The 25,547-nt window shown below is 68.5% G+C and carries 25 protein-coding genes and 2 pseudogenes; 10 read left to right on the top strand and 17 right to left on the bottom strand.

What is annotated here, in order from left to right:
• The first annotated feature begins 5 nt into the window (after nucleotides 1-5).
• Nucleotides 6-347, top strand: a complete 342-nt coding sequence (locus AB0F44_RS26265) for a hypothetical protein (protein ID WP_357359743.1) — start codon at nucleotides 6-8, stop codon at nucleotides 345-347.
• Between the two features lie 77 nt (nucleotides 348-424).
• Here AB0F44_RS26265 and AB0F44_RS26260 read toward each other — a convergent pair.
• From AB0F44_RS26260 to AB0F44_RS26250, 3 genes and pseudogenes are all read right to left on the bottom strand, one after another.
• Nucleotides 425-1,201, bottom strand: a pseudogene (locus AB0F44_RS26260) (dienelactone hydrolase family protein); the annotation flags it as partial.
• A 13-nt stretch (nucleotides 1,202-1,214) separates the two neighbouring features.
• The gene (greA, locus tag AB0F44_RS26255; RefSeq protein ID WP_357359766.1) at nucleotides 1,215-1,712 is read right to left on the bottom strand and encodes a transcription elongation factor GreA; all 498 of its coding nucleotides are present in this window, start codon (nucleotides 1,710-1,712) and stop codon (nucleotides 1,215-1,217) included.
• A 301-nt stretch (nucleotides 1,713-2,013) separates the two neighbouring features.
• On the bottom strand, nucleotides 2,014-2,478 hold the full coding sequence (locus AB0F44_RS26250; RefSeq protein WP_357359741.1) for a DUF4307 domain-containing protein: 465 nt from the start codon (nucleotides 2,476-2,478) through the stop codon (nucleotides 2,014-2,016).
• A gap of 120 nt (nucleotides 2,479-2,598) precedes the next feature.
• On the opposite strand from AB0F44_RS26250, the gene mca reads away from it, so the two are divergent.
• On the top strand, nucleotides 2,599-3,465 hold the full coding sequence (mca, locus tag AB0F44_RS26245) for a mycothiol conjugate amidase Mca (protein WP_357359739.1): 867 nt from the start codon (nucleotides 2,599-2,601) through the stop codon (nucleotides 3,463-3,465).
• Complete coding sequence (locus tag AB0F44_RS26240) at nucleotides 3,465-3,710, top strand: hypothetical protein (RefSeq protein ID WP_357359737.1); 246 nt, start codon at nucleotides 3,465-3,467, stop codon at nucleotides 3,708-3,710. Before mca ends, AB0F44_RS26240 begins: the two co-directional genes overlap by 1 nt.
• Here the strand turns inward: AB0F44_RS26240 and AB0F44_RS26235 are convergent.
• From AB0F44_RS26235 to AB0F44_RS26205, 7 genes and pseudogenes are all read right to left on the bottom strand, one after another.
• Complete coding sequence (locus tag AB0F44_RS26235) at nucleotides 3,707-3,931, bottom strand: hypothetical protein (protein WP_143876035.1); 225 nt, start codon at nucleotides 3,929-3,931, stop codon at nucleotides 3,707-3,709. The genes AB0F44_RS26240 and AB0F44_RS26235 overlap by 4 nt on opposite strands.
• 41 nt (nucleotides 3,932-3,972) lie before the next feature.
• On the bottom strand, nucleotides 3,973-4,371 hold the full coding sequence (locus tag AB0F44_RS26230; RefSeq protein WP_056816067.1) for an NUDIX domain-containing protein: 399 nt from the start codon (nucleotides 4,369-4,371) through the stop codon (nucleotides 3,973-3,975).
• A gap of 70 nt (nucleotides 4,372-4,441) precedes the next feature.
• Nucleotides 4,442-5,296 carry an ethanolamine ammonia-lyase subunit EutC gene (eutC, locus tag AB0F44_RS26225; protein ID WP_357359735.1) on the bottom strand — a complete coding sequence of 285 codons (855 nt, stop codon included), beginning with the start codon at nucleotides 5,294-5,296 and terminating at the stop codon, nucleotides 4,442-4,444.
• Between the two features lie 131 nt (nucleotides 5,297-5,427).
• Nucleotides 5,428-5,769 (bottom strand): annotated as a pseudogene (gene eutB, locus AB0F44_RS26220) (ethanolamine ammonia-lyase subunit EutB); the annotation flags it as partial.
• A gap of 30 nt (nucleotides 5,770-5,799) precedes the next feature.
• Nucleotides 5,800-7,767 carry a peptidoglycan recognition family protein gene (locus AB0F44_RS26215; RefSeq protein WP_357359733.1) on the bottom strand — a complete coding sequence of 656 codons (1,968 nt, stop codon included), beginning with the start codon at nucleotides 7,765-7,767 and terminating at the stop codon, nucleotides 5,800-5,802.
• A 136-nt stretch (nucleotides 7,768-7,903) separates the two neighbouring features.
• The gene (locus AB0F44_RS26210) at nucleotides 7,904-9,478 is read right to left on the bottom strand and encodes an RNA polymerase sigma factor (protein WP_350661269.1); all 1,575 of its coding nucleotides are present in this window, start codon (nucleotides 9,476-9,478) and stop codon (nucleotides 7,904-7,906) included.
• Between the two features lie 139 nt (nucleotides 9,479-9,617).
• Nucleotides 9,618-10,196 (bottom strand): HhH-GPD-type base excision DNA repair protein, encoded by a 579-nt coding sequence (locus AB0F44_RS26205; protein WP_357359731.1) that lies wholly within the window; start codon nucleotides 10,194-10,196, stop codon nucleotides 9,618-9,620.
• Nucleotides 10,197-10,304: 108 nt separating this feature from the next.
• On the opposite strand from AB0F44_RS26205, the gene AB0F44_RS26200 reads away from it, so the two are divergent.
• Nucleotides 10,305-10,736 (top strand): nuclear transport factor 2 family protein, encoded by a 432-nt coding sequence (locus tag AB0F44_RS26200; protein ID WP_357359729.1) that lies wholly within the window; start codon nucleotides 10,305-10,307, stop codon nucleotides 10,734-10,736.
• A gap of 60 nt (nucleotides 10,737-10,796) precedes the next feature.
• On the top strand, nucleotides 10,797-11,252 hold the full coding sequence (locus AB0F44_RS26195) for a hypothetical protein (RefSeq protein WP_357359727.1): 456 nt from the start codon (nucleotides 10,797-10,799) through the stop codon (nucleotides 11,250-11,252).
• A 158-nt stretch (nucleotides 11,253-11,410) separates the two neighbouring features.
• On the opposite strand, the gene AB0F44_RS26190 is transcribed toward AB0F44_RS26195, so the two are convergent.
• The gene (locus AB0F44_RS26190; protein WP_357359725.1) at nucleotides 11,411-12,331 is read right to left on the bottom strand and encodes a DUF4192 domain-containing protein; all 921 of its coding nucleotides are present in this window, start codon (nucleotides 12,329-12,331) and stop codon (nucleotides 11,411-11,413) included.
• A gap of 137 nt (nucleotides 12,332-12,468) precedes the next feature.
• Between AB0F44_RS26190 and AB0F44_RS26185 the strand changes: the two genes are divergently transcribed.
• The 3 genes from AB0F44_RS26185 to AB0F44_RS26175 all read left to right on the top strand — a co-directional run bounded on the left by AB0F44_RS26185 (nucleotide 12,469) and on the right by AB0F44_RS26175 (nucleotide 17,218).
• Nucleotides 12,469-13,779 carry a DNA polymerase IV gene (locus AB0F44_RS26185; protein ID WP_357359723.1) on the top strand — a complete coding sequence of 437 codons (1,311 nt, stop codon included), beginning with the start codon at nucleotides 12,469-12,471 and terminating at the stop codon, nucleotides 13,777-13,779.
• A 150-nt stretch (nucleotides 13,780-13,929) separates the two neighbouring features.
• Complete coding sequence (locus AB0F44_RS26180; protein WP_357359721.1) at nucleotides 13,930-16,065, top strand: S9 family peptidase; 2,136 nt, start codon at nucleotides 13,930-13,932, stop codon at nucleotides 16,063-16,065.
• Between the two features lie 205 nt (nucleotides 16,066-16,270).
• The gene (locus AB0F44_RS26175; RefSeq protein WP_141803993.1) at nucleotides 16,271-17,218 is read left to right on the top strand and encodes a sigma-70 family RNA polymerase sigma factor; all 948 of its coding nucleotides are present in this window, start codon (nucleotides 16,271-16,273) and stop codon (nucleotides 17,216-17,218) included.
• A 69-nt stretch (nucleotides 17,219-17,287) separates the two neighbouring features.
• On the opposite strand, the gene AB0F44_RS26170 is transcribed toward AB0F44_RS26175, so the two are convergent.
• The 4 genes from AB0F44_RS26170 to AB0F44_RS26155 are packed head-to-tail and all read right to left on the bottom strand — an operon-like array spanning nucleotide 17,288 to nucleotide 21,438.
• Complete coding sequence (locus AB0F44_RS26170) at nucleotides 17,288-18,427, bottom strand: DNA polymerase IV (protein WP_357359719.1); 1,140 nt, start codon at nucleotides 18,425-18,427, stop codon at nucleotides 17,288-17,290.
• Between the two features lie 35 nt (nucleotides 18,428-18,462).
• Complete coding sequence (locus tag AB0F44_RS26165; protein WP_357359717.1) at nucleotides 18,463-19,812, bottom strand: glycoside hydrolase family 3 N-terminal domain-containing protein; 1,350 nt, start codon at nucleotides 19,810-19,812, stop codon at nucleotides 18,463-18,465.
• A gap of 30 nt (nucleotides 19,813-19,842) precedes the next feature.
• Nucleotides 19,843-20,433 carry a dephospho-CoA kinase gene (gene coaE, locus AB0F44_RS26160; RefSeq protein ID WP_357359715.1) on the bottom strand — a complete coding sequence of 197 codons (591 nt, stop codon included), beginning with the start codon at nucleotides 20,431-20,433 and terminating at the stop codon, nucleotides 19,843-19,845.
• Between the two features lie 42 nt (nucleotides 20,434-20,475).
• Nucleotides 20,476-21,438 (bottom strand): helix-turn-helix domain-containing protein, encoded by a 963-nt coding sequence (locus tag AB0F44_RS26155; RefSeq protein WP_357359713.1) that lies wholly within the window; start codon nucleotides 21,436-21,438, stop codon nucleotides 20,476-20,478.
• Nucleotides 21,439-21,537: 99 nt separating this feature from the next.
• On the opposite strand from AB0F44_RS26155, the gene AB0F44_RS26150 reads away from it, so the two are divergent.
• Nucleotides 21,538-21,684: a hypothetical protein gene (locus AB0F44_RS26150; protein ID WP_350661290.1), complete on the top strand. Its 147-nt coding sequence runs from the start codon at nucleotides 21,538-21,540 to the stop codon at nucleotides 21,682-21,684.
• A gap of 97 nt (nucleotides 21,685-21,781) precedes the next feature.
• Here AB0F44_RS26150 and rpsA read toward each other — a convergent pair whose 3' ends face one another.
• The gene (gene rpsA / locus AB0F44_RS26145; RefSeq protein WP_350661292.1) at nucleotides 21,782-23,263 is read right to left on the bottom strand and encodes a 30S ribosomal protein S1; all 1,482 of its coding nucleotides are present in this window, start codon (nucleotides 23,261-23,263) and stop codon (nucleotides 21,782-21,784) included.
• 251 nt (nucleotides 23,264-23,514) lie between these two features.
• Between rpsA and AB0F44_RS26140 the strand changes: the two genes are divergently transcribed.
• Nucleotides 23,515-24,402, top strand: coding sequence for a class I SAM-dependent methyltransferase (locus tag AB0F44_RS26140; RefSeq protein WP_357359711.1), 888 nt, complete (start codon nucleotides 23,515-23,517; stop codon nucleotides 24,400-24,402).
• Nucleotides 24,403-24,474: 72 nt separating this feature from the next.
• Here the strand turns inward: AB0F44_RS26140 and AB0F44_RS26135 are convergent, their stop codons facing one another.
• A complete protein-coding gene (locus AB0F44_RS26135; protein ID WP_357359709.1) occupies nucleotides 24,475-25,437 on the bottom strand; it encodes a DUF3068 domain-containing protein in 963 nt (320 codons plus the stop codon).
• Between the last annotated feature and the right edge of the window lie 110 nt (nucleotides 25,438-25,547).

Raw genomic sequence — 25,547 nt, 5'->3', positions numbered from 1 at the left:
TCGTCATGAGTCGATCACGGATCGAAGAAGGCGCCTACGATTTTCTTCGCCGGGTGCAGATTCTGGACTACGAGTACGACGAGATGCGCAGCAGCCTCGCCGTGCACAACAACGGTCACGAGATCCTCGCCGAGATTCAAGCGGCCAGGGAGCGCGAAGCTGCCGAGGCCGAAGAGCGGGCACGGCTCGAAGCGGAGGAACGCGAGCGTCAGGAGGCCGCGGCCAGGGAGCAGCGCGAAGCCATCGCGCGATCTATTGCCACTCGACGGGCCAATGACCGCGCTGCTCCGCTGGATGACGACGATCCCGAAGCCGAGTACTACCAGCGCAAGAGCTGGCTGGTCTGAATTGCCGACGTGACGCCGAAAACGGAGGGTGATCGCGCCGGGCCGACGGCGTTCGGACGGCCCGGGGGCTTCTTTCTCTAGCCGCGGATGAGCTTGGCGACCGTGCCGATGGACAACTTCGGCGCCTCGACCTCGACCTCGGCGTGGGGGTCGACGACCTTGGTGTGGGGGATCTCGGCTTCCGGGTCGGCGAAGGCCGAGTACTTCTTGTCGGCGAGGAGAGTGGCGAGGAGGTAGCCGGTGACCAGGGCTCGGGTGGTCTTGTCGGTTTTGTGTTCGTAGCGGCCTGCGCCGAGGGCGGCGAAGAGGCGGCGGCCTTCGATGATGCCGTTGTGGGAGGCGCCGCCGATGGTGCGCAGGATCGACGGGCCCGACCAGGCGGCGGCGAGGGCGCGGGCGTTGGAGCTGACCGAGTCGAGGTCGTCGCCGGCCAGGATCAGGCCGGGCGTGTCGATGTCGGGGGCGATGTTCTCCGCGGCGGGGGAGGTGGGGGCAGGGAAGAGCGCTACCACGGTGGCTACCCGGCGTTGCGCCGCGGCGATCACCGCGGCGCCTGCGCCCATGCCGTGGCCGGCGAGGGCGAGGCGATCGGGGTGGACGCTGATGGTGCCGTCACCGAGACGGACCTTGCTGACGATGTCGAGCGTGGTGAGCAAATCGCTGCCGAGGTCCAGATGTGACGGAATCGGGCCACGCTCGGTGTCGGGCGCGGCGACCACGAAACCCCACGACGCGATGTGCTCGAGCAGGCTCTTGTAGTTCTCGGCGCTGGTCAGCCAGCCGTGCGCGAACGCGACGGCGGGCAGGTTCAGCCCGGACTCGGGCGGCCGCTTGCGTTCGGGTTCTGGTCGTTCGGGTTCAGCGAGATCAGCTGTGGTACGGCTCCGCGCTGACCAGCGTCACCTTCATGGTGTTGCCGTTGGGGAGTGTGTACTCGCGGGTCTCGCCCACCTTGGCATCGATCAGCGCGCCGCCCAGCGGCGAGTTCGGCGAGTAGGCCTCGAGGCCGGTGGCGCCGAGTCCCTCCTCGCGGGTCGCGATCAGGAAGGTCTCGGTATCGGCGGAGTCGCCGTCGTAGTAGACCGTGACGACCGAACCCGGCAGCGCCACACCGGATTTGGTGGGGGCGACGCCGACCTTGGCGTTGTTCAGCAGTTCCTGCAGCTGGCGGATACGCGCCTCCTGCTGACCCTGCTCCTCACGCGCGGCGTGGTAGCCACCGTTCTCCTTGAGGTCGCCTTCTTCGCGGCGCTCGTTGATCTCGGCGGCAATGACCGGACGATTGGCAATGAGCGAGTCCAACTCACCCTTGAGCCTGTCGTGCGACTCCTGGGTAAGCCAGGTCACATTCTCGGTCATCTCGATCACTCCCTAGTAGTTGTTCCCGGCGTACCGGGATTCCCTGAAACCAGCGCGAAACCTCCCGGAGGAGGGCATGCACCAGCCCGACGGCTGGAGCGATCCTGGGGGTGAACCCGATACCCGCAAACAGCACCGCTGGCCGCCAATGCAGCAAACACGGCTCCGAACCCCGGAACCGTGTATGAGACCATTTTAGCATGTCTCATAAATATGCAGGTCAGGCCTAGTCAGGCGGGCTATTCGGGGCTGCGTGCCGACTTGTTCGGCGCTGGTGCGCCGGCTTATTCGGCGCTGGTGCGCTGGCTTATTCGGCGCTGGTGCGCAGATACCCCGGAACCTGGTCGCTGCAACCGTAGATGTCGCCCGCCGAAGGCCGTGCCGATGACTTCACCGTAGTGCTGACCTGCACGCTGGTCGAATCCGAGCCCGGCACGAGTACTTCGCGCCTGCCCACTTCGGCGCCGTCGCGATCCATCGCCCGCACGAAGCAGACCACGGCCTGCTGTGGATCGTCGCGGGTGACCTTGATCCGCACGTCCAGGGTGGCGTCGTCGACGACCACGTAACCGAGCTGCTCGGTCTCGATCGGCTTCGGGCCATATTTCTGGAAGCCGAGATAGGCCGCCGCGAAACCGGCCGCCACCACGCCGACACCGAGCAAAACCATCAGCCACAGGCGACGCGCAGGTGGTTTCGTGCCATAACGGTCGGCGTGTCGCGCTGCTGCGGCGGCCGAGGTCGCGGCGGAGTCCGGTGCGGGCTCGGTCATCGGTTTCGCGCTCCCGGGGGTGGTCGGAACAAACAGGGGGTCGGATGGAACTATAGGTAACGACATCTGACACCCGCGAGCGAGAGCGACGGTGAACGAGAAGTGAGTGGCCTTCGCCTCATGGCAGTGCACGCCCACCCCGACGACGAATCGAGCAAGGGCGCCGCGACGACCGCCAGGTACGCCGCGGAGGGCGTCGAGGTGCTCGTCGTGACGTTGACCGGCGGCGAGCGCGGCAGCATCCTGAACCCGGCCATGGACACCCCCGGTGTGCTGGACCGGATCAACGAGGTCCGGCGCGAGGAGATGGCCGCGGCCGCCCACGCGCTCGGCGTGCGTCAGCACTGGCTGGGATTCGTCGACTCGGGGCTGCCCGAGGGCGACCCACTGCCGCCGCTGCCCGAGGGCTGCTTCGCGTTGGTGCCGCTGGAGGAATCCACCGAGGCGCTGGTGCGCGTGATCCGCGAGTTCAAGCCGCAGGTGATCACCACTTACGACGAGAACGGTGGCTACCCGCATCCCGATCACATCCGCTGCCACGAGGTGTCGATGGCCGCGTACGAGGCGGCGGGCGATCCCACGAAGTTCCCCGACGCGGGCGAGCCGTGGACGCCGCTCAAGCTGTACTACGACCACGGCTTCAGCATGAAGCGCCTGGAGACCTTCGCCGAGGAGTACGAGCGCATCGGTGAACCGTTCCCGCTGCAGGAGTGGCTGGACCGGATGAAGCAGTACCAGGCGGCGCGCGGCGACATCATGGGCCGGGTCACCACTCAGATCGAATGCTCGAAATACTTCCCCCAGCGTGACGACGCCCTGCGCGCCCACGCGACCCAGATCGATCCCAACGGCGCGTTCTTCGCGATCCCGTTGGAGATGCAGCAGCGGCTCTGGCCGACCGAGGAGTTCGAATTGGCCAAGACGCGCGTGTCCACCGCTATCCCGGAGACCGACCTGTTCGCCGGCATCGAGGACAACGACCGGTGATGTTGGTCTACCTCGCACAGCAACCCACCGGCCCCGAGTTCGGCAAGGCCTCCCCGCTCGGCCTGCTGGTCATCCTGATCCTGCTGGCGGGCACGGTGCTGCTGGTTCGCTCGATGAACAAGCACCTCAAGGGCCTGCCCGAAACGTTCGAACCCGAGCACCCGGAACCGGATCAGCAGGCCGACGACGGCACCGAGCCCGGCGTGATCACCGTCGAGGATTCCGAACCGAAGCAGAACTCCTAACGCGCCGCGGAGAGGTCGGCGACGAGTTCGCCGACCAGGTCGCGCGCGGTGACGGCGTGTTCGGCCACCGACCGCGGCGCGCCGCTGGTGCTCAACTCGATCATCGTGTTCATCAGGCCGAACAACGCGATCAGTTGGCGTAGTGCGGCGCGGCGCTCGGAGACAGTCATCGGCGCGGTGGTCGTCGGCAGGTTCACGACTATGGGATCGTCGCTGTTCACGCGTTCGTTTCTGCCGATATCCAATCGAGGCCGTGCGCGAACTACCAGTCGATCAGGTCGAGTTCGTGCAGGCGCCGGAACACCATCATCGAACCGGGCGCGACGTGCTCCATCGCGGCGTATTCACTCACGGTGAAGTAGCGGAATTCGGCGATTTCGCCGGTGGCGAAGGGTTCTCCGGTGAGTTCGGCCCGGAAGCAGGTCATGTGCAGGCCGGTGTTGCGGCGGTGCCCGAAGGCTTCGGCCTCGAAGACGCCGAACTCGGCGACTCCGGCCAGGCCGACGCCCAGTTCTTCCTCGATCTCGCGGTGTAGCGCCTGTAAAGGGGTCTCGCCGGGGTCGATCTTGCCGCCCGCCATGTAGAAGACATCTTTGCCTTCGGGACGCGTCTGAATCAGCCTGCGGTCGCGGACATGGGCGAGGGCGGCGGTGCGGATCATGGGAATCACTCTAAGGAGCGATCGGCCCTGTCTCATGCCGAACGTGCTCCGCGTCACGCTGGTGTCTGGGTCAGCTCACGAAACCCGGTGCCGGTTCGACGACCGAGGTTTCGGCGGCGGCCAGCGAGTCGGCGCGCGAGGTGTCCTTGAGGTCGACTCCCGAGCGACCCAGCGCGCGAGCGCCCGCGACCAGCCCCGCCACCACGCGAGCGGCGTCGGTGTAGGTGAGTCCGTCGGGCGGGTGGATGTTGGAGACGCAGTTGCGTTCGGCGTCGGCGCGGCCCGGGCGGGGCCGATGTGTGAGGTAGATGCCGAGGCTGTCGGCGACCGAGAGGCCGGGGCGTTCGCCGATCAGCACCAGGACCGTTCGCACGCCCATCGCTGCGGCGATGTGGTCGCCGAGTGCGACTCTGGCCTGGGTGGCGATGACCGGCGGGGCCAGGGTGTAGGTGTCGCCGAGTTCGGCGGACAGGGCGGCGAGAAGACCGGGGGCGTGTTCGGCGAGGGCGAGCGGCGAGAGCCCGTCGGCGAGGACGAAGCCGATGTCGGCGCCGGTCTCGGTGACGGCGGTGAGGTCGCCGGGCGATCTGCCGAGGTCGGGACGCCGGAGGTACTCGGCGCGATCGGCCGCCCTGCTGGCGACGGTCACCGGAGCGCCGAGCCCGACGGCCGCGATCTGCTCGGTGAAGGTCGCCACGTTCAGCGGAAGGTGAACGGCATCGCGGGCAGCCGCATGGGCGGCGCGTAAGGCGAGGACGTCTGTCGTCGGCAACGCGTCGCCGGTCCGGCCCAGTCCGATCCTGGCTTGCGTGCTACCCCGCAGCGCTCCCCAGAAGTCCTCGGCTACAGCGGATTCGGATGGTTCGTCGGCGAGAGGTGCCGCGGAGTCCGCGGAGAGCGGGGCGTCCGCTGGATCGTGTGACATCGCTGAGTCGTCCATCGGCATCTGTGGCTCCCGGTTCCGGTAGGCGAGATCATGAGGGTGTCGTCCATCGGCGTTCGGTTCCAGGGCCGGTGAACAGTCCTGGGGTGCGGCCTGGCGCGGCTCGTCCGCGATCATCTCGTGGCCGTCAGCGCGCGTAGAGGCGAGGACAGCGGTTCCACCTGTCGCACACGGCCGTTCGCGTCGAGCATGCCCAGGCCCGAGAGCCAGGTCTCGAATTCCGGTGCGGGGCGCAGGTTCAGGACCTGGCGGGCGTAGAGGGCGTCGTGGAAGCTGAGGCTCTGGTAGCCGAGCATCACGTCGTCGGCGCCGGGCACCGCGATGACGAAAGCGCAACCGGCCGCGCCCAACAGGGTGAGCAGCGTGTCCATGTCGTCCTGGTCGGCCTCGGCGTGGTTGGTGTAGCAGACATCCACGCCCATCGGCAGACCGAGCAGTTTGCCGCAGAAGTGATCCTCGAGTTCTGCGGTCTCGGCTGCGGTCGGTCAGCCGTCGGTGACCGTCACGTCGTCGGCCATGACGTACGCGATCCGGTGGTTGAACCAGATCTGGTAGTAGGTCGTACCGCCGGTGATCACGATGCAGTCGGGGACGCCGTCGACGGTGGCGCAGTTGAAGTTGACCGCCTTGTAGTAGTCGGTCGGCACTGTCGGGTCAGCCAGGACGTACTTCTGACCTGCGGGGATGGTGTACTGCAGCGGCGCGATCGTCCTCGGCGTGACCCCGTCGGGGTAGTCGCTGGCCTTCGCGGGATAGGCGGTGCCGTAGATCTTCGCGGTGGTGCCGGCCTTCGGGGTGACGATCTTTCCGTCGGATGGCAGGAGTACGTCGCCGGGGTTCTGGATCCAGCCCTGCTTGCCGCCGAACCAGACACCCCACCACGTCGGGCGGGTCCGGTCGTTGACGACGACCTTTTGCCCGGCCGCCAGGCGCGGGCCCCAGTTGGAGACCTTGGCGGAGCCGCCGACGACGGTGTCCGGAAGCAGCGGAGCGTCGGTGGAGGGCTTGGAGTAGACGTTGACGAAGTTGGTCCCGCGGTCGCTCGGGCACGGGACGCCCGCCTCGGTGCAGCCGGTCATCACGTTGCCGGTGTTGGTGTCGAAGTCGGGGTTGACCGTCCAGATCTCGCTGCGCGACTTCCGGTCGGCCTTGATCGGCGACCGCAGCAGGTCGAAGTAGTGGCTCCAGTCCCAGTAGGGGCCCGGGTCCCAGTGCATCCCGGCGACGTTGGCCGGCGCGACGCCCTGGACCTGGTCGTGGCCGATGATGTGGGCCCGGTCCAGCGGGATCCCGTAGCTCTGGGCCAGGTAGCCGACCAGGGCGGCCGAGGTCTGGTACATCGCCTCGGTGTACCAGGCTCCGTTAGCGGCGTACCCCTCGTGCTCCAGCCCGATCGAGTGGCTGTTGACGTACCAGTTGCCGGCGTGCCAGCCGACGTCCTTGCCTGGGATGTGGTGGGCGACGTGGCCGTCGACCGAGCGCAGTGTGTAGTGCCAGCCGAGGTAGGTCGGGTCCTGGACCAGCCTCACGGTGCCGTCGTAGGAGGTCTCGGTGTCGTGGATGACGATGTAGTCGACCGAACCCTCCTCGGGCCGGCTGGCGAGGTCGTGGTTGCCGTAGTCGCCGATCGTGTCACCGGTCTGCTCGTACGGTGCTGGCAGCGACTCACAGCCGAGCACCGCCGGACATTCGACCGTCTCCGACGTCGACGAGGCGGCGAGGTCGAGCCGTCCGATCGCCTCCTCGCTGGCAGCGACCGGCTTCGCGGCCAGGGTGACCTGGTGGCCGTCGTTGGTCGTACGCGACTCCCCCGCGCTCAGCGTCGCGAACACCTGCCGGGCGAACTTGAGCGCGGTCGCCTCGTAGGCGGCCCCGCTGTAACGGCCGACCGCCGCACTCCAGTCCGCCAGGCTCTCGGCCCCGCCCGCGGCCTCCTGGTAGTCGGCGAGCACCGCCGCGCCACCGCAGATGTTGGCGACCGCGTCCTCGCGCAGTTCGGCGACCGGGATCCCGGTGATGTCATTGGCCGTACGCAGCGTCTCGACCTCTCCCAGCCTGACCGCCTCCTCGCGCTGGCGCGTGGTGCGGATCTGGTTGGAGCCGTCGCCCTTGCCGAGAGGGTCGGGATGCGCCTCGGTGTCCTTCGCCAGCGCCGGCAGGTCGGTCAAGTGCATCGGCCCGTAACCGCCAGACGTGCTCGGCGCCTCCCCGTGGGCATCCCAGCGCGACTCCATGTAGGAGACCGCGAGCAGCACCTCGGCCGGCACCCCGCTGGTCTCGGCTGCTCGCTCGAAGACGTCCTGTCGGTCGGTTGTGCCCTCCAGGCAGGCGTTCCAGTCGGGTTCAGAAGCGGAGGCAACCGCCGTGATCGGCACCGCGACGAGCAGGCCGCCGAGCAGCGCTCCGGCCGCGGCCAGGGCGGGCCGGTGTGGACGTGAGAGACGCAAAGGCACGAGAAGACCTCCCGGGACGCGGACAAACCGACCCGTGCAACCTAGCCGAATCCGCAGTTGTGGCGGGCGAGTCTGCGGAAATGGCGAACGCCCTCCCAGAAGTCCGGGAAGGCGTTCGAGGTGATCTTAGCCAGAATCAGTCGAGATAGTCGCGCAGAACCTGCGAACGGGACGGGTGTCGCAGCTTCGACATCGTCTTGGACTCGATCTGACGGATGCGCTCGCGGGTGACCCCGTAGACCTTGCCGATCTCGTCTAAAGTCTTCGGCTGACCGTCGGTCAGGCCGAAGCGCATGCTCACGACGCCGGCCTCACGCTCCGAGAGGGTGTCGAGCACCGCGTGCAGCTGCTCCTGGAGGAGCGTGAAGGAGACCGCGTCGGCCGGGACGATCGCCTCGGAGTCCTCGATCAGGTCGCCGAACTCGGAGTCGCCGTCCTCACCCAGCGGGGTGTGGAGCGAGATCGGCTCGCGGCCGTACTTCTGGACCTCGATGACCTTCTCCGGGGTCATGTCGAGCTCCTTGGCCAGCTCCTCCGGGGTGGGCTCGCGGCCCAGGTCCTGGAGCATCTGGCGCTGGACGCGCGCAAGCTTGTTGATGACCTCGACCATGTGCACCGGGATACGGATGGTGCGGGCCTGGTCGGCCATGGCGCGGGTGATCGCCTGACGGATCCACCAGGTGGCGTACGTCGAGAACTTGTAGCCCTTGGTGTAGTCGAACTTCTCGACCGCACGGATCAGACCCAGGTTGCCCTCCTGGATCAGGTCGAGGAAGAGCATGCCGCGGCCGGTGTAGCGCTTGGCCAGCGAGACGACCAGACGGAGGTTGGCCTCGAGCAGGTGGTTCTTGGCGCGCTTGCCGTCCTCGGCGATCCACTCGAGCTCGTCGAGGATCTTCGGGGTGATCTTGCCGCCCTTGCCGAGCTTCTCCTCCGCGAAGAGACCGGCCTCGATCCGCTTGGCGAGCTCGACCTCCATCTCGGCGTTGAGCAGCGGGACCTTGCCGATCTGCTTGAGGTAGTCCTTGACCGGGTCGGCGGTCGCGCCGGCGACCATGACGGTCTGCTCGGGCTCGTCGGTGTCATCGGAGGTCGAGACGACGAAGCTCTGCTTCGAGGCCTCCTTCTCGTCCTCCTTGATCGTGGGATCGGCGGCGACGTCCTTCTCGAACTGCTCGTCCGGGATGTCGGGCAGGACCTTCTTGCCGTCGGGGCCGAGCTTGACGACCGGGGTCTCGTCCTCGGTGTCGTTGTCCGAGTCGTCGACCTCGATGTCGTCGACATCGACCTCGACGTCCTCGAGGACGATCTCCTCGCCGTCCTCGTCGATCTCGGTCGTCTTCTTCGGCTCGGGCTCGTCGGCCTTCTTCGCCGCGACCTCGGTGGCCGGCTTCGCGGGCTCAGCCGCCGCCTTCTTGGCGGCAGCCTTCTTCGCCGGCGCCTTGGCCGTGGTCGTCTTGCGGGTCGAGGTCGTCGCCGCCGCAGCACGGCCGGTGACAGCCGTACCGAGGTCCACCGAGATGCCGAGCGTGCTCAGGTGACCGAGCAGTGCCTTCAGATGCCTGGGCTCGACCGCGGCATCCTCGCTGGCCTGACGGACCTGGTCGGGACTGACCCGTCCGGTTGGCTTGGCCTGGTCGATCAGTGCCTTCACGGCAGGGTGGGCGAGTACCTCAGCGGGTATCTTGCGCGCGTTCGAGGACACGAACACCTCTCCGTCGAACTTGGTCGAGACTTATCAAAAACTGAGTTTGGGCGCGGCAGGGCCCGGGGTCGTCAAGAGCCGCAGATTCATTCTGCCACGGTGGTGGTGAACATTCCCCATCCGGGGCATCATGTCCCCCAGCAACTCATCCGGCTGCTTTGGCTGCGGCCTTCTTCTGCTGTTTGTAGTCACGTACCTTCTGCAACGACGCAACGTCGACGACGTCAGCCACAGAACGGTAACCATCGAGCGCGTAGTCACCGACGGCCTCCTGCCAGCCATCGGGTTGCACCCCCAGCTGCTTGGCCAGCAGCGAGACGAAGATCTGCGCCTTCTGCTTCCCGAAGCCCGGGAGCGCCTGGATCCGCTTGAGCAGGTCCTTGCCGCTGGTCGCCTCGGTCCACAGCCGGGTGACGTCGCCGCCGTACTCGTTGGTGACGATCGTCGCGATCCCCTGCACCTTCCCCGACATCGAGCCGGGGAACCGGTGGATCGCCGGCGGCGTCGAGGCGATCGTCTTGAACTCCTCGGGGTCCATCTCGGCGATCTTGGCGGGATCCAGATGACCGAGGCGGGTCACCAGCTTGTGACCTCCCTTGAACGCATCCTCCATCCGATACTGCTGATCCAGGGCCATGCCCAGCAGCAGCGCGAACGGATCCTCGGAGAGCAGCTTGTCGGCGGCCTCGTCGCCGGTGATGTGGAGAGAAGGCATAAGGGACATCCTGCCTCATCTCGCGACACGACGCGCGGTCGGAGAACCCGGGCGACGGGGATGACCATGTCCGTTCTCCGCCAGTCACGTCAGGAGGATGGACGCTAGGCTCGCGCAGTGACAGAGAATCGGGACAGGGTCAAAGCAGCTTGGCGGGCGTTCGCGAGCCATGACGCCGCGGAGATCGCACCGTTCTTCACCTCGGATGCGGAATGGCTTGCCCCGGCGGGAAACGCCACGGCAGTCGCTCTCGCTGCGCCGAGCCACATGGTCGGCAGAGACGCGATCACGCATTTTCTCGCCCACGACTTCGGGCGGCTGTTCGTGCGCGACGTCGCGGTGGATTTCCGAGGCTTCTACGCCGATGGCAACCGGGTGATCGTGGAGGAGACGATGAGCGCGACCCTGGCGAACGGAAACTCCTACACCAACGACTACTGCTTCGTGTTCGAGTTGCGAGACGGGCTCATCCACCGAGTCCGGGAGTACATGGACACCGCCCGCGGGCATCGCGATGTGTTCGCCGGACGTGCGTCGCCTACGACCTGACCGGCCGAGCCCTGTGGAAAGCCGGTCGCAGGATTCCGGCATCCGTTGCACGCTAGGCCCATGGCCTCCATGCCCACTCTGCCCGAGACGACCGTCGAAGGGCTGCACGAGCCGCTCTCGCCAGTGCTCGAGAAGCGGCTGAGACGTGCTGTGCTCGACCACACCGCCACCGAGCATCGGCGCTCGTTCCTGGCGCTCGTCCATCTCGGTATCCCCGGCGGTAAGGAGGTCGCCCACGCGCATCGCGAGGACGAGCCCACCGATCACTGGCTGCGCACCGACATCATCCACAGCATGCGCCGCCGGGTCGGCGTGCCCGACCCGATCGTGTGGCTGACCCGCACCAGCGGCCTGGAGGTCGAGGACGTCGACCTCCGCTGGCTCGCCGCTGCCCGGGCTGCGTTCCGGGAGATCGGCGCGCCCCTGACGTACGTCGTGGTGACCCGCAACGCGTGGGTCGACCCGCGCTCGGGGCTGAGTCGGCGGTGGAAGCGGCTGCGCTACCGCAACGACTAGGGCGCGTCTCCTAAAGACACGGCGGCCGCGAGCGGCGTTTTCGGGCCGATCTGGCAAGGCGGCGCTGCGAAGGCATCCTGGAGGCTGTCGAGCGGCGCCAACGCAGCCAGATCGGATGCGAAACGTCGCGTAGCGGGCGTGGATTTGGGAGACACGCCCTAGGCGGGCCGATCCGACTGCGCCTCCTCCCAGGCCGTAGGAGGAACGGCGCCCTCGAGCATCTGCGCGACCAGCACCCCGAGGCCGTGGTGACGCTCGCTCGCGAAGCACCGGTCGAGGGCGCACCAGGCGAGCGCGCCGTCGCCACCCAGCCAGGCGGCGAAGGCCAGCACCGCTGCCGGGTGGGCGACGTGGTCGTCGGGGCTGCGGCGTACGACATCGGTCCACAGCCGCACGTGGGCCCTGGCCTCCTCCCGGGTCATCCCGCCCCAGGCGGCGTCGCGCCGCTGCGGGTCGCGCAGCGCGAGCAGCAGGGAGGCGATCTGGCCGGCCGACAGCACGGTCCCGGCCACCGCGTCGTCGACCAGCCGGCCGACCTCGTAGATCTTCATCGACGACGCTTGCTCCAGCGCAGCCTCGGTCTCGGCGACGGCCGCGGGCACCGCGGCGATCGAGGCGGCCAGCTCGGTGCGCGAACGGCGCACCAGATGTCCGTCGTAGACCGCCTGGGCGCGGAACGGATGCGCGCCGACGTCGAAGGGCACGCCTTCGTCGGGAACGCCGTGGAACCCGAGCGGGTCGAACCACCGGCCGTCTTGCACCCGCAGACACCCGATCAGGTCGATCTCGCACTCGGCGAGCCGCTCGGCGAGGCGGCGGGCGATCTTCACCCCGAAGCGCGGGCCACTGTCGTAGAGGACGAGCAGGACGCCATGCACCTGGTGGCGGACGGCGGGCAGGAGCAGGCTGTCCAGGCAGTCCTCGACCTCGTCCGGCGGAGGCAGGTCGATCCTGTCGTGGACCTGATGCTCACCGCCGAAGGTCAGCATGACGATCGACTTCTCGGGTTGGAAGCCGAGCAGGACGGGGACTGCCGCCAGGACGTCCTCGGGACGGGCGATGGAGAGTTTCGTGGTCATGCGGACCACGATCCCCGCGACCCAACGACAGTTTCCGCGCCAATAACCGTGCCTGTGGACAACCTCCTCCCCAACCTCACCTGTGGATGGTCAGCGGCCCGCGACAGAGTGTCCCCGCTGCCAGATAGGTTGCCACCATGAGAGCGCAGGCGTCGGTGATGCACCTCGACCTCGACGCGTTCTTCGCCTCGGTCGAGCAGCGCGACAAGCCGTCCCTGCGCGGCAAGCCTGTGGTCGTGGGCGGCATCGGCGGACGCGGCGTGGTCAGCACCGCCTCCTACGAGGCCAGGACCTTCGGCGTCCGCTCGGCGATGTCGACCCGCGAGGCCCGCGCCCTGTGCGGGCACGCCGCCTTCCTCTACCCGCGCTTCCATGCCTATAAGAAGGTCAGCGAGCAGGTCTTCGGCATCCTGCGCGACCTGTCGCCGCTGGTCGAGCCGCTCTCGCTCGACGAGGCCTTCGTCGACCTCGCCGCTGCCGACCTCCCCGACCTCGAGGTCGAGACCGTCACCGAGACCGCCTCCCGGATCCGCGCGGAGGTCGCCGAGGTCACCGGCGGACTGAGCGCGAGCGTCGGCCTGGCCAGCTCGAAGTTCATCGCGAAGATCGCCAGCGACCTCGACAAGCCCGACGGTCTGGTCGTGGTGCCGCCCGGCACCGAGCTCGACCTGCTTCGCCCGATGAACGTGAAGGTGATCCCCGGCGTCGGCCCCGCCACCGCCGAGCGCCTGCGCCGCGCGGGCATCCACACGGTGGCCGACCTGGAGCAGGTCAGCGTCGAGGAGCTCGTACGCCTCGTGGGCAAGTCCCACGGCACCAACCTCTACAAGCTGGCCAGAGCCCAGGACGACCGGCGCGTCGAGCCCGAGCGCGAGACCAAGTCGGTCAGCGTGGAGGGCACCTACGACACCGACCTGACCGACCGGCCGCTCATGGAGCAGATCCTCACCCGGCAGTCCGGCGAGGTCGCCGCCCGACTGAAGAAGAACGGGCTCTCGGGCCGCACGATCACGATCAAGGTCCGGCTCTACGACTTCACCACGATCAACCGCTCCGCAACGCTGCCGGCCCCGACCGACCAGGCCGGCACCATCGCCCGCCTCGCCAGGACCCTGCTCGGTGAGCTCTTCACCGCGGGCGAGACGGCCGGAGGCGTACGCCTTCTCGGGGTCGGCGTCTCCGGGCTCGCCGACTGGATCCAGGAGGACCTCTTCGGCGACGACAGCGACGAGGACGCCGAGCCCGACCTCCCCCTCCCCGAGCCGGTGCGCCGACCGACCTGGGCGGCCGGGATGGACGTCGTCCACGCCGAGATGGGCCGCGGCTGGGTCTGGGGATCGGGACGAGGCGTCGTGACCGTGCGCTTCGAGACCGCCGAGACTCCCGCCGGTCCAGTGCGGTCCTACGCCGTCGACGACCCCGACCTGCAGCCGTTCAGCGAGTCCTGAGCCCCCTCCCCCGGGCTCGATCTCGCTGTCGCAGCGGACGGGTGCATTATCGCGCCAGACGACCAAGATGTGCGATAGCGCGACGCGATGGACCCGGCGCGCCGGTCCCGTGGTCCGGGCTGCGAGGGTGGCGGAGATAGGGTCTCGTTCATGTCTGCCGACCTCCCCTCGACGCCCTGGCCGATCGCCCCCAAGAAGCCCTCGTCCAAGCAGTTCCACGGCCTGACCCGGGCCGATGACTACGAGTGGCTCCGGGAGAAGGAGAACCCCGAGGTCATCGCCTACATCGAGGCCGAGAACGCCTACACCAAGGCACAGACCGACCATCTCGCCGACCTGCGCACGCAGATCTTCGAGGAGATCAAGGCGCGCACTCTCGAGACCGATCTGAGCGTCCCGACGCGCTCGCGCGGCTACTGGTACTACGGCCGCAGCTTCGAGGGGAAGCAGTACGGCGCGAGCTGCCGGGTGAAGGCCGCCGACCCCGACGACTGGACCCCGCCGACCCCGGCCGACGTCACCCACGACCAGCCCGCGCTCCCCGGCGAGGAGGTGCTGCTCGACCTCGACGCGCTCGCCGAGGGCCATGACTTCTTCAGCCTCGGCGGCTCCTCCGTCAGCCCGTCGACCACCCTGCTCGCCTACGCGACCGACGTCGCTGGCGACGAGCGCTACACCGTGCGCGTCAAGGACCTCACCACCGGCGAGCTGCTCGACGACGAGCTCACCAACGTCCACGGCGGCGCCACCTGGGACCGCGACTCCTCGGCGCTCTACTACACCACCGCCGACGAGTCCTGGCGTGCCGACAAGATCTGGTGCCACCGCCTCGGCACCACCCAGGACGAGGACGAGCTCGTCTTCCACGAGACCGACGACCGGTTCTGGGTCGGTGTGGGGCGGACCAAGTCCGACCGGTTCATGTTCATCGGCACCGCCGCGAAGATCACCGCCGAATACCGCTTCCTCGACTTCGACGACCCCGACGCCGGCTGGCAGGTCTTCGCCGCCCGCGAGGAAGGCGTCGAGTACTCCGTGGAGCACGCCACCATCGCCGGTGAGGACGTCTTCCTGGTCACCCACAACGCCTCGGGCCCCGACTTCGAGATCGCCACCGCGCCGATCGCCCCGACCCCGCGGACCGAGTGGCAGCCGCTCCTCCCCCACACCCAGGGCGTACGTCTGGAGGACGTCGACGCCTTCGCCGGCCACCTGGTCATCCACCAGCGCAGCGAGGGCCTGACCCAGCTCCGCATCCTGGAGCTCGGCGAGAACGGTGTCGCCGACGACTACCTGGTGAAGTTCGACGACGAGCTCTACACCATCGGCTCCGGTTCCAACCCCACCTTCGATTCCCCGGTCGTGCGACTCGGCTACACCACGATGCGCACCCCGGCATCGGTCTACGACTACGACGTACGCAGCCGCGAGCTGACCCTGCTCAAGCAGGCCCCGGTGCTCGGTGGCTACGACCGCGACGACTACGAGGAGCACCGGCTCTGGGCGACGGCCGAGGACGGCGTACGGGTGCCGATCTCGATCGTGGCGAAGAAGGGGCTCCACGAGACGGGCCCGATCCCGGTGCTGCTCTACGCCTACGGCTCCTACGAGGCCAGCATGGACCCCTACTTCTCCATCGCCCGGCTGAGCCTGCTGGACCGTGGGATCGGGTTCGCGATCGCCCACATCCGCGGGGGCGGCGAGATGGGCCGGGCCTGGTACGACGACGGCAAGATGCTGAAGAAGCAGAACACCTTCTCCGACTACATCGCCTGCGCGCGCCACCTCGCCGAGTCGGGCTGGTCGACGCCCAGCAAGATCATCGCCGAGGGCGGCAGCGCAGGAGGGCTGCTGATGGGCGCGGTCGCCAACCAGGCGCCCGACGCTGTGGGCGCGGTCGTGGCCGCGGTGCCGTTCGTGGACGCGCTGACCACGATGCTCGACGCGACGCTGCCGCTGACCGTCACCGAGTACGACGAATGGGGCAACCCGGAGGCCGACAGGGAGACGTACGACTACATGTCCTCCTACGACCCCTACACGAACGTCGCCAAGCAGCACTACCCGCCGATCCTGGCCGAGACCAGCATCAACGACACCCGGGTGCTCTACGTCGAGCCCGCGAAATGGGTCGCGAAGCTGCGCGCGACGGCAGAGAATCCTGGTGACGTACTGCTGAAGACGGAGATGGCGGCCGGACACGGCGGAGTCTCGGGGCGCTACAAGGCGTGGGAGGACCGGGCGTTCAGCCTTGCCTGGATGATCGACCAGGTGACCTCTTCGTAGGGCATATCTGTGGGCATCTCGGGGTACTCCATGAGAAACCCCTGAGATTCACCTCGCGATGCAACTTATCGCCTGCCGCGTACGTCGAACCGGACAAGAGATCGAAAACGGATTCGATGACAAGGCGCTCTACCAGGGAACACCTGGGAGGGGCGAAGCGTTGAAACCACCGTGAGGCCACAAACCTCACCGTGAGGAGGTTCCCATGGCGACACGCACCGCAACCGCCACCCGAGAGATCGAGGGGCGAGACAGCGTCGGGCTGTATCTCGACGAGATCGCCCGCAACGAGCTCCTGGATGCCGCCAAAGAGGTTGAGCTGTCCAAGGCGATCGAGGCCGGCCTGATGGCCGAGCATCTGCTTGCCGAGGGCCGGGTCGGCCGCAAGAAGGCACCCGGTGGAGCCACCCGAGCCGAGCTGGAATGGCTGGCCGAGGAAGGCCACCGCGCCACCCGTCAGTTCATCAACGCCAACCTGCGACTGGTGGTGTCCATCGCGCGCAAGTACGGCCGCGCGCAGATGCCGATGCTCGACCTGATCCAGGAAGGAAATACCGGCCTGATCCGGGCCGTTGAGAAGTTCGACTACACCAAGGGCTACAAGTTCTCCACGTACGCGACGTGGTGGGTGCGCCAGGCGATCACCCGTGGCATCGCCCAGCAGGCGCGTGTGGTCCGGCTCCCCGTCCACGTCGTCGAGGAGCTCAACCAGGTCGGCGGCGCCCGCCGCACCCTGGAGCGGCAGCTCGGCCGTGACCCGGAACCGGAGGAGATCGCCGGCGAGCTCGGAATGGACATCGACCGCGTCCTCGACCTGCTCTCCTGGGGTCGTGACCACGTCTCGCTGGACACGCCGATCGACGAGGACGGCGACACCTCGCTGGGTGACCTGATGGCGCAGGAGTCCTCACCGTCGCCCGACATGGACGTCATCGACGTCGAGTCGCGCGAGCGGCTCAACTCGCTGGTCGGCCAGCTCGACGAGCGTTCCGCCGACATCGTCCGCTCCCGCTACGGCCTCACCGACGGCCGTCAGCACAAGCTCGCCGACATCGGTGTCAAGCACGGCATCTCCGCCGAGCGCGTACGCCAGCTCGAGCGCGAGGCCCTACAGAAGCTGCGCCGCTTCGCAGACCCCGACCTCGCGGCCTGACAACACCATTGACTCGGCGCCCCTTCGGGGGCGCCGAGTCTTTGTGTCGAGCCTCAGCCAGGTTGGCGGTCAGTAGCCGCCCGGCGGCGGGGCCATCTCCAGGCGTACGCCGATCAGGCGGACCGGGCGGTCCTTCTCGACCCGCTCCAAGAGCGCCTCAGCCTCGTCGGCGAGGCGATCGGGGTCGAGGGTGGGCTCGGGGAGCTTGTGGCCGCGGGTGACGGTGAAGAACGGCTTGAGCCGCACCTTGATCTCGACCCTGGTCACCGGGCGTCCCTCCTTCACCACGTCCGCGAGGCACTCGGCGCACAGGCGGCGGGTCGCGGCGACGATGTCGGGCCACTCGACGAGGTCCTGCTGGAAGGTCTCCTCGTGGCCGTGGCCGCGCGCGACCCACGGCGAGGGGTCGACGGGGCTGGTGTCCGCGCCACGGCCCAGACGGCGCAGCCAGGGGCCTGTGGTGGGGCCGATCTCGGCCGCGAGACGCTCCGCCGAGGCCGCTCCCAGCTCGGCGACCGTCTCGATCCCGAGGCCGGCGAGCCGCTTGGCGGTCTTCGCCCCGATCCCCCACAGCGCATCGGTCGGTCGGTGGCCCATCTCGGCATCCCAGGTGTCGTGGCTGATTCGGTATACGCCGGTCCCCCGCAGCTGCCCGCCCGGACCGGGCTCATGGCCACCCGCACCGGCCTCACGCGCGAGGGCACCATCGACCCGCTGCTTGGCGAACCCGGTGGCGAGCTTCGCCTGCAGCTTGTTGTCGCCGACACCGACGCCGCTGCGCAGCCGGGTGCGTTCGAGCACCACGTCGCGTACGTCCTGGGCGAAGGCCGCCGGATCGCCGAGGTCACCGTGGTCGGGGCCGGGCCCGAGGAACGCCTCGTCCCAGCCGAGGACCTCGACCAGGACTGGTACGCCGCCCCACTCCAGCGATCGAAGCGTGTCCATGACGCCCGCGGAGGCCTCGTCGTAAGCCACGTGGTCGACCGGCAGGAGGACCGCGTCGGGACACTTCCGCACCGCCAGCCGCAGCGGCATCCCCGAACCGACGCCGTGCGCTCGAGCCTCATACGAGGCCGTCGAGACCACCGCCCGCTCGGTCGGGTCTCCTCGTCCACCGACGATCACCGGTTGACCGGTGAGCTCTGGCCGGCGTAGCACCTCCACCGCCGCGATGAACTGGTCCAGGTCGACGTGAAGCACGAGGCTCATGCGTCGATGGTGCCATGAACAGGCGCAGCGAAGGGTCAGCCTTGCGAGGCGGCCTCGGAGAGAGCCGTGGAGGCCCGCTCGGCCTGCTCGCGTACGTCACCGGGAACCGGCACCGCGCCGGCGGTGCGCTGCTGCCACAGCTGCATGGCGACGACCTTGGCGGCGGCGCCCTCGACAACAGAGCGGTCGAGGCGGCCGGAGCGCATGGCCTTGACGACGCTGCGGTGGGCGGCCTTGGAGTTAGCCGGCATCAGCAGGAGGTCGGCGCCGGCCTCGAGGGCGGCCACCGAGGGCTTCTTGGTGGTGGTCGTGACCGCGCCCATGCCCAGCGAGTCGGTGACGGCGATGCCGTCGAAGCCGAGGTCGTCACGGAGCAGGTCGTAGATGGGGGCCGCCATGCTGGCCGGCTTCCCGGGGGCCACGGCCTTGACGTCGACGTGGCTGATCATGACGGACGGAGCCCCGGCATCCACCGCGGCGTCGAACGGCACCAGGTCGCGGCGCTGGAGCTTCTTCTTCCCGAAGTCGAGCTCCTGGAGCCCGAGGTGGGTGTCACCGGTGACCGCGCCGTGGCCCGGGAAGTGCTTGGTGGTGGAGACCAGACCGGCGGCGTTGTAGCCCTGTACGGCCGCGGAGACCGCCGTCGCGGCGATCCTCGGGTCCTCGCTCGGGGAACGCGAGCCGATCGTCGGATCGGCCGCGCCCACGGTCACGTCGGCAACCGGGGCGAACGCCCAGGTGAAGCCCAGGTCGCGCAGCTCGAGCGCCGTCGTCCGCGCCGCCTCGGTCGTCACCGTGACTCCCTTGCGCGGCTTCGCCTCGATGGCGTCACCCGTCCGGGCGAACTCCGGGAACTCGGTGGCCACACCGCGCAGGTGGGAGACGACGCCACCCTCCTGGTCGACGCCGATCACCGCGGGGAACGAGCGGCCATCGGCCGCCACCGCGCGGGAGACCGCGGCGGTTGTCTCGCGTACCTGAGCCTCGTCGACGACGTTCTCGCCGGTCACGCTGACCCCGGCGAGGTGGAGCTTGCGCACCATCTTGGCGGCCTTGGCCGGATCGGTGCCGTGGTAGCGGCCGACGATCACCTGTCCGGCGAGCTGCTCCTCGTCCCAGCCCGCCACCAGCTCGCGGGCCGTCGCCAGCTCTCCGCGCGTCGGACCCCAGGCCAGCGGCGTCGTGTCCTTCTTCGGGTCGGTCTTCGTGGTGGCATTGGCCGGCCTGTTCGGCTCGTCCTCGACCCTCGTCGGCATTCCGACGGTCACCGCCGCCGCGCCCGCCCCGGCCGCCAGGGCCAGCACGGCCCCCGCGATCACCGGTCGCAGCCAACGCCTCGGACGACGCTGCTGATCCTCTGAATCGGTGTGCTTGCCCCCAGTCACGCGGCCGAGTATGTCAGCAACACCCATCTATTACCGCGTTCCGGCGAGGGCGTCGTAGATCTCCCGGACCCGCTTGCGCAGGTCGTCGAGGGAGCCGGTGTTGTCGATGACGTACGTCGCCGCGGCGAGCCGCTCCTCGCGACTGGCCTGCGCGGCGATGCGGGCGCGGGCGTCGATCTCGGTCATCCCGCGCGCGATCGCCCGCTCGACCTGCGTCTCGACGGGCACGTCGACGACGATCACCTCGTCGAAGAAGGGCGCGTAGCCGACCTCGACCAGCAGCGGGATGTCGTTGACGACCAGCTTCCCGGCCGCCCGCCCTGCCTCCTCGAGCTCAGTCGAGAGCGCCCCGACCAACGGGTGCACGATCGCGTTGAGCCGCGCGCGGGCGCCCTCGTCGGCGAAGACGATCTCCCCCACCTTGGCCCGGTCGAGCGCACCGGACTCGGTCAGCACCGACGGCCCGAACTCCGCCACGACCTGGGCGAGCCCCGGCGTGCCCGGCTCGACGACCTCCCGGGCGATCTTGTCCGAGTCCACGATCACCGCCCCGAACCCGGCCAGCAGCTCCGACACCGTGCTCTTCCCCGAGGCGATCCCGCCGGTGAGTCCTACGCGCATGGGCCCCAACCTAATGGGGACGCTGTCGGCACCTGACGGCGCCTAGGCGGGCATGGCCGAGTCGAGGCTGTCGCTGCAGGCGAACCGGCGCCGGTAGGCCTGCGGGGAGAGCCCCCGCACCCGGGTGAAGTGGTGGCGCAGGGCGGCGGCGTTGCCGAAGCCGACCTCGCCCGCGATCCACTCCACCGACCGGTCGGTGCGCTCCAGCAGCTCCTCGGCCCGGCGCACCCGCTGGGCGGTGATCCAGGCGTAGGGCGTCGCTCCGGTCTCGGCGCGGAACCTACGGGCGAACGTACGCGGTGACATCAGCACCTGCCGGGCCAGGGAGTCCACGTCGAGCTCCTCGTGGAGATGGGCCGTGATCCAGGCCAGCAGGGGACCCAGGGTCTCCGCATCGGGCTCGGGCACGGGGCGGGAGATGAACTGCGCCTGTCCCCCGTCGCGCTGCGGCGGGACGACCATGCGCCGGGCCACCGCGGAGGCGACCGCGGCGCCGTACTCCTGGCGCCAGATGTGCAGGCAGGCGTCCAGCCCGGCCGCGGTGCCGGCGCTGGTGATGATCTGGCCGGTGTCGACGTAGAGCACCTCCGGCACCACCTTCGCCTCGGGGAACCTGGCGGCGAGCTCGTCGGTGTACTTCCAGTGGGTGGTGCATTCAAGCCCGTCAAGCAGGCCGGCCGCTCCCAGCGCGAACGCGCCGCCGCAGACCGTCAGGATCCGCGCGCCACGGTCATAGGCGCGCAGCAGCGTATCTGCCACGCGCGGCGGCACCGGGTCTCCCCTGCGCATGGCCGGCACGCACACGAGATCAGCCTGGTCGGCGCGCTCGAGACCGAACGGAGCCTCGATCCTGAAGCCGAGGCTGGAGCGCACCAGGCCGGGCTCGAGCGAGCAGACGCCGAACTCGAGCAACGGCACCCCGTCGTCGCTGCGGTCCAGCCCGAACGCCTCGCACACGACCCCGAACTCGAAGGGGGCGACACCGTCCCAGATCACCGCAGCCACGTTCCTAAGCACCTCAGAAGGGTGCCATTTGGCAGGAAATCGCGCAATTAGGTATTTCTGCCAATGTGGCAGGATCTCCTAGAGCGGAGAATTGCTGCCATGAACACAGCACTCCTCGCCCTCATCGTCCTGCTCGCCGTCGCCGCCTACGCCACCATCTCGGCCGTACGCCACGACCGCCCCAAGGCCGCCCCGCGGTCCCACGCCTCCGACCCCGACTTCCTCCCCGCAGTCCGCTGGCACTGAGAGACGGGCACCCGGATGAGTGCACCTGAAGATGCCGAAGACCCGGCCCCACGATGGGGACCGGGTCTTCGGCGTTTCAGAGCCTCAGCTCACCGTTTCACTGACCGCCGGTCAGCTTCTCGCGGAGAGCCTGCAGCGCCTCGTCGGAGGCGAGCGAGCCGCCCTCGTCCTCGGAGACGGTCTCGTCGACCGAGCCACCCGAGGAGTAGGAGGTGGCCTCGCCGGCCTCGGCAGCCTTCTCGGCGGCCTCCTGCTGCTGCTTGATGTGGGCCTCCCAGCGAGCGTGGGCCTGAGCGTACTGCTGCTCCCACTTCTCACGCTGCTCGTCGTAGCCCTCGAGCCACTCGCCCGTCTCCGGGTCGAAGCCCTCGGGGTAGAGGTAGTTGCCCTGCTCGTCGTAGCTGGCCGGCATGCCGTAGAGCGTCGGGTCGAACTCCTCGACGTCGGTCGAGGTGACCGTCTCGTTGGCCTGCTTGAGCGAGAGCGAGATGCGACGACGCTCGAGGTCGATGTCGATGATCTTGACCATGACGTCGTCGTTGACCTGGACGACCTGCTCGGGGATCTCCACGTGGCGCTCGGCCAGCTCGGAGATGTGCACCAGGCCCTCGATGCCCTCCTCGACACGGACGAACGAACCGAACGGCACCAGCTTGGTGACCTTACCCGGGACGATCTGGCCGATCTGGTGGGTGCGGGCGAAGTGCTGCCACGGGTCCTCCTGCGTCGCCTTCAGCGACAGGGAGACACGCTCGCGGTCCATGTCCACATCGAGAACCTCGACGGTGACCTCGTCACCGACGGTGACGACCTCGGACGGGTGGTCGATGTGCTTCCAGGAGAGCTCCGAGACGTGGACGAGACCGTCGACGCCGCCGAGGTCCACGAACGCACCGAAGTTGACGATCGAGGAGACGACACCCTTGCGGATCTGACCCTTCTGGAGCTGGGTCAGGAAGCCGTGGCGAACCTCGGACTGGGTCTGCTCGAGCCAGGCACGGCGCGACAGGACCACGTTGTTGCGGTTCTTGTCGAGCTCGATGATCTTGGCCTCGAGGGTCTGACCCACGTACGGCTGCAGGTCGCGAACGCGACGCATCTCGACGAGGGAGGCCGGGAGGAAGCCACGCAGGCCGATGTCCAGGATGAGACCACCCTTGACGACCTCGATGACCGCGCCCTCGACGACGCCGTCCTCCTCCTTGACCTGCTCGATCGTGCCCCAGGCGCGCTCGTACTGCGCGCGCTTCTTGGACAGGATCAGGCGGCCTTCCTTGTCCTCCTTCTGGAGCACCAGGGCCTCGACCTTGTCGCCGACCTCGACAACCTCGGACGGGTCGACGTCGTGCTTGATCGAGAGCTCGCGCGACGGGATGACACCTTCGGTCTTGTAACCGATGTCGAGCAGGACCTCGTCCCGGTCGACCTTGACGATGACACCGTCCACGATGTCGCCGTCGTTGAAGTACTTGATGGTCTCGTCGATCGCGGCGAGGAAGTCCTCTTCCGACCCGATGTCGTTGATCGCGACCTGGGGCGCGTCGTAATCGGGAAGAGGAATGTTGAGCGTGCTCGTCATAAGGGAGGTGGTTTCCTTGGGTGGACAGATATCGTCGGGTCACACACATCTGAAATCTCAGGTCAGCAGCCCCTCGCCGGCACCAGCACAACAGGCTTCGTCGCCCGGTGTGAGCCGGCAGCCGAGGTAGCAAGCCAAGGTCCGCTAGGTCTGGGACCGTGGCAGACTTCAGACGCAGTTTCTTAGCCTACGCTCCCGTCACAGGCTCCGTCCAACTGTCGGCGTCACCCCGCTGGGCCTACCCTGTAGGGGTGGACCAAGCCATCAGCCCGGTCGTCCGACCGGAGGCGCCCATCGATCCCTTCGGCGCGATCGAAACCATCGGAACAACCGGCCCAGTGGTCAGAGCCGAGCGGCGTACGGTCGGTGAAGCCGAGTCGCGCCGCGCGAACGGCCCCGACTGGGACCGCTACGCCGACGAGTACCAGGCCACGCACGGACCGTTCCTCGGTGAGGCCGGTTTCGTCTGGGGCCCGGAGGGTCTGACCGAGGCCGATCTCGGCATCCTCGGCGACATCAGCGACAAGGACGTGCTCGAGCTCGGCTCCGGCGCCTGTCAGTGCTCCCGATGGGTGAACACCCAGGGCGGGCGCGCGATCGGGCTGGACCTGTCCGGCCGCCAGCTCCAGCACTCCCGGCGCCTCGACGAGCAGACCGGTGTCGTGGTCCCCGCGGTACAGGCCACCGCGACCGACCTGCCCTTCGCCAACGGCTCCTTCGACGTGGTCTTCTGCTCCTTCGGGGCGCTGCAGTTCGTCAGCGAGATCGCCCACGCGCTCGACGAGACCGCCCGCGTCCTGCGGCCCGGCGGCCGCTTCGCGTTCTCGATCACCCACCCGACCCGGTGGATGTTCCCCGACGACCCCGGCCCCGAGGGCCTGATCGCCGCCCAGTCCTACTGGGACCGCACCCCCTACGTCGAGGTCGACGACGAGACCGGCAAGGTGTCGTACGTCGAGCACCACCGCACTCTCGGGGACTGGGTGTCGCTGCTGGCCGGCGCCGGGTTCCGGATCACCGACCTGGTCGAGCCCGAGTGGCCAGAGGACCACGAGCGGGTCTGGGGCGGCTGGTCGCGCACCCGGGGGCTGTTGACCCCCGGGACCGCGATCTTCGGCGCCGACCTGGCGAGCAGCTAGACCCGCTCAGGAAGCCGAACGCGGGCCCGGGAGCTGTCAGCTCCCGGGCCCGCGTTCGTTGATCTGGTGGCCTCAGGCGTCGACCAGCGTGCGGTCGTCCGCGGCGGCGTGGGCGCCACCGTTGGGCTTGCGACCGCGCAGGACCAGCCACAGGCCGATCAGCAGGAAGATCAGGCCGGCGACGAGGCCGCCGACGGGGATCCAGGTGCCGATCAGGTTGAGCTGGGAGATGTTGTCCTTGGCGTCCGACGCGTTGTTGGAGACGGTCTCGTCGGAGTAGCTCATCTCGGCGTCGATCAGCACCATGCCGGTGCTGGTGACCATCTTCTGGGTCGCGGCCTGGTCGATGTAGGAACCGGTGGTCGGCTCGACGTAGATCGTCTGGGTCGCCTCGTACGTGCCGCGGATGTCGTCCTCGGTGTCCTTGACCTCGTCCTCTCCGGCCGAGAGCGACGCGTCGTCCTCGGAGGCGGAGACCTCGAACTGGTAGGTCTTGACGCCCTTGACGTCGACGTCGTCGACGTAGGTGGCGATGACGGTCGTGCCGAGCGTGTCGTCCCAGTACTCGTAGTCGTGACGCTCGGTGTCGAACGGGAACTTCCCGGCCAGGCCGGCCATGCCCTCGACGGCGCGGTCCTCACCGACGTACTTGGCCTGGTCCTCGACGACCTCGGAGCTCTTGCGGTCCATGGCGTAGGCGCGCTCGGTGGTGGTCACCACGCGGTCGTCGTCCTCGGCGCGGGCACACGCGGGCGTGTCGCCCTCCTGGATCATGATGCAGCCGGCCTCGACGAAGACGACGACGTCGTCGGTCGACTCCTTCGGCGCCGCCTCGGTGGTCCGGGTGTACTTCACCGGAACTGGGGTATCCGACTTCGCCAGCGCACCGCTGGCGGTGCCGTCCAGGACGGTCGTGGTGTTGACGTTGAGCGGCACGGTCGCCGCGGCGTCCCTGCCCCAGAAGCCCGCTACCGCGGCAGCGACCAGCGCAAACGCGCCGACCAGCAAGAAGACGTAACCAATCACTCTTCGCATGTTTTTGCCCCTCCCAAGGCCTCAGTTCCCCCCTCGATCCGCGAACCGTAGCAGCAATACCTGGGCAGGTGTGCAACGGGTCACAAACTGCTGTGCGACACTTCCTCTTC

The sequence above is a fragment of the Nocardioides sp. NPDC023903 genome, assembly GCF_040639295.1.
In the GTDB taxonomy this organism is placed as follows: Bacteria; Actinomycetota; Actinomycetes; order Propionibacteriales; family Nocardioidaceae; genus Nocardioides.
Note: the sequence above shows the minus strand (reverse complement) of the source record. Positions and strands in the feature narration are given on the sequence as shown.

What these genes read in the sequence shown, in the direction of transcription:
- AB0F44_RS26135 (WP_357359709.1), bottom strand. Translation starts at nt 25,437, where the DNA reads ATGCGAAGAGTGATTGGTTACGTCTTCTTGCTGGTCGGCGCGTTTGCG.
- coaE (WP_357359715.1), bottom strand. Translation starts at nt 20,433, where the DNA reads ATGCGCGTAGGACTCACCGGCGGGATCGCCTCGGGGAAGAGCACGGTG.
- AB0F44_RS26230 (WP_056816067.1), bottom strand. Translation starts at nt 4,371, where the DNA reads ATGATCCGCACCGCCGCCCTCGCCCATGTCCGCGACCGCAGGCTGATT.
- AB0F44_RS26175 (WP_141803993.1), top strand. Translation starts at nt 16,271, where the DNA reads ATGGCGACACGCACCGCAACCGCCACCCGAGAGATCGAGGGGCGAGAC.
- AB0F44_RS26185 (WP_357359723.1), top strand. Translation starts at nt 12,469, where the DNA reads ATGAGAGCGCAGGCGTCGGTGATGCACCTCGACCTCGACGCGTTCTTC.
- AB0F44_RS26195 (WP_357359727.1), top strand. Translation starts at nt 10,797, where the DNA reads ATGGCCTCCATGCCCACTCTGCCCGAGACGACCGTCGAAGGGCTGCAC.
- eutC (WP_357359735.1), bottom strand. Translation starts at nt 5,296, where the DNA reads ATGTCACACGATCCAGCGGACGCCCCGCTCTCCGCGGACTCCGCGGCA.
- mca (WP_357359739.1), top strand. Translation starts at nt 2,599, where the DNA reads ATGGCAGTGCACGCCCACCCCGACGACGAATCGAGCAAGGGCGCCGCG.
- AB0F44_RS26180 (WP_357359721.1), top strand. Translation starts at nt 13,930, where the DNA reads ATGTCTGCCGACCTCCCCTCGACGCCCTGGCCGATCGCCCCCAAGAAG.
- AB0F44_RS26170 (WP_357359719.1), bottom strand. Translation starts at nt 18,427, where the DNA reads ATGAGCCTCGTGCTTCACGTCGACCTGGACCAGTTCATCGCGGCGGTG.
- AB0F44_RS26190 (WP_357359725.1), bottom strand. Translation starts at nt 12,331, where the DNA reads ATGACCACGAAACTCTCCATCGCCCGTCCCGAGGACGTCCTGGCGGCA.
- rpsA (WP_350661292.1), bottom strand. Translation starts at nt 23,263, where the DNA reads ATGACGAGCACGCTCAACATTCCTCTTCCCGATTACGACGCGCCCCAG.
- AB0F44_RS26240 (WP_357359737.1), top strand. Translation starts at nt 3,465, where the DNA reads ATGTTGGTCTACCTCGCACAGCAACCCACCGGCCCCGAGTTCGGCAAG.
- AB0F44_RS26150 (WP_350661290.1), top strand. Translation starts at nt 21,538, where the DNA reads ATGAACACAGCACTCCTCGCCCTCATCGTCCTGCTCGCCGTCGCCGCC.
- AB0F44_RS26250 (WP_357359741.1), bottom strand. Translation starts at nt 2,478, where the DNA reads ATGACCGAGCCCGCACCGGACTCCGCCGCGACCTCGGCCGCCGCAGCA.
- AB0F44_RS26265 (WP_357359743.1), top strand. Translation starts at nt 6, where the DNA reads ATGAGTCGATCACGGATCGAAGAAGGCGCCTACGATTTTCTTCGCCGG.
- AB0F44_RS26205 (WP_357359731.1), bottom strand. Translation starts at nt 10,196, where the DNA reads ATGTCCCTTATGCCTTCTCTCCACATCACCGGCGACGAGGCCGCCGAC.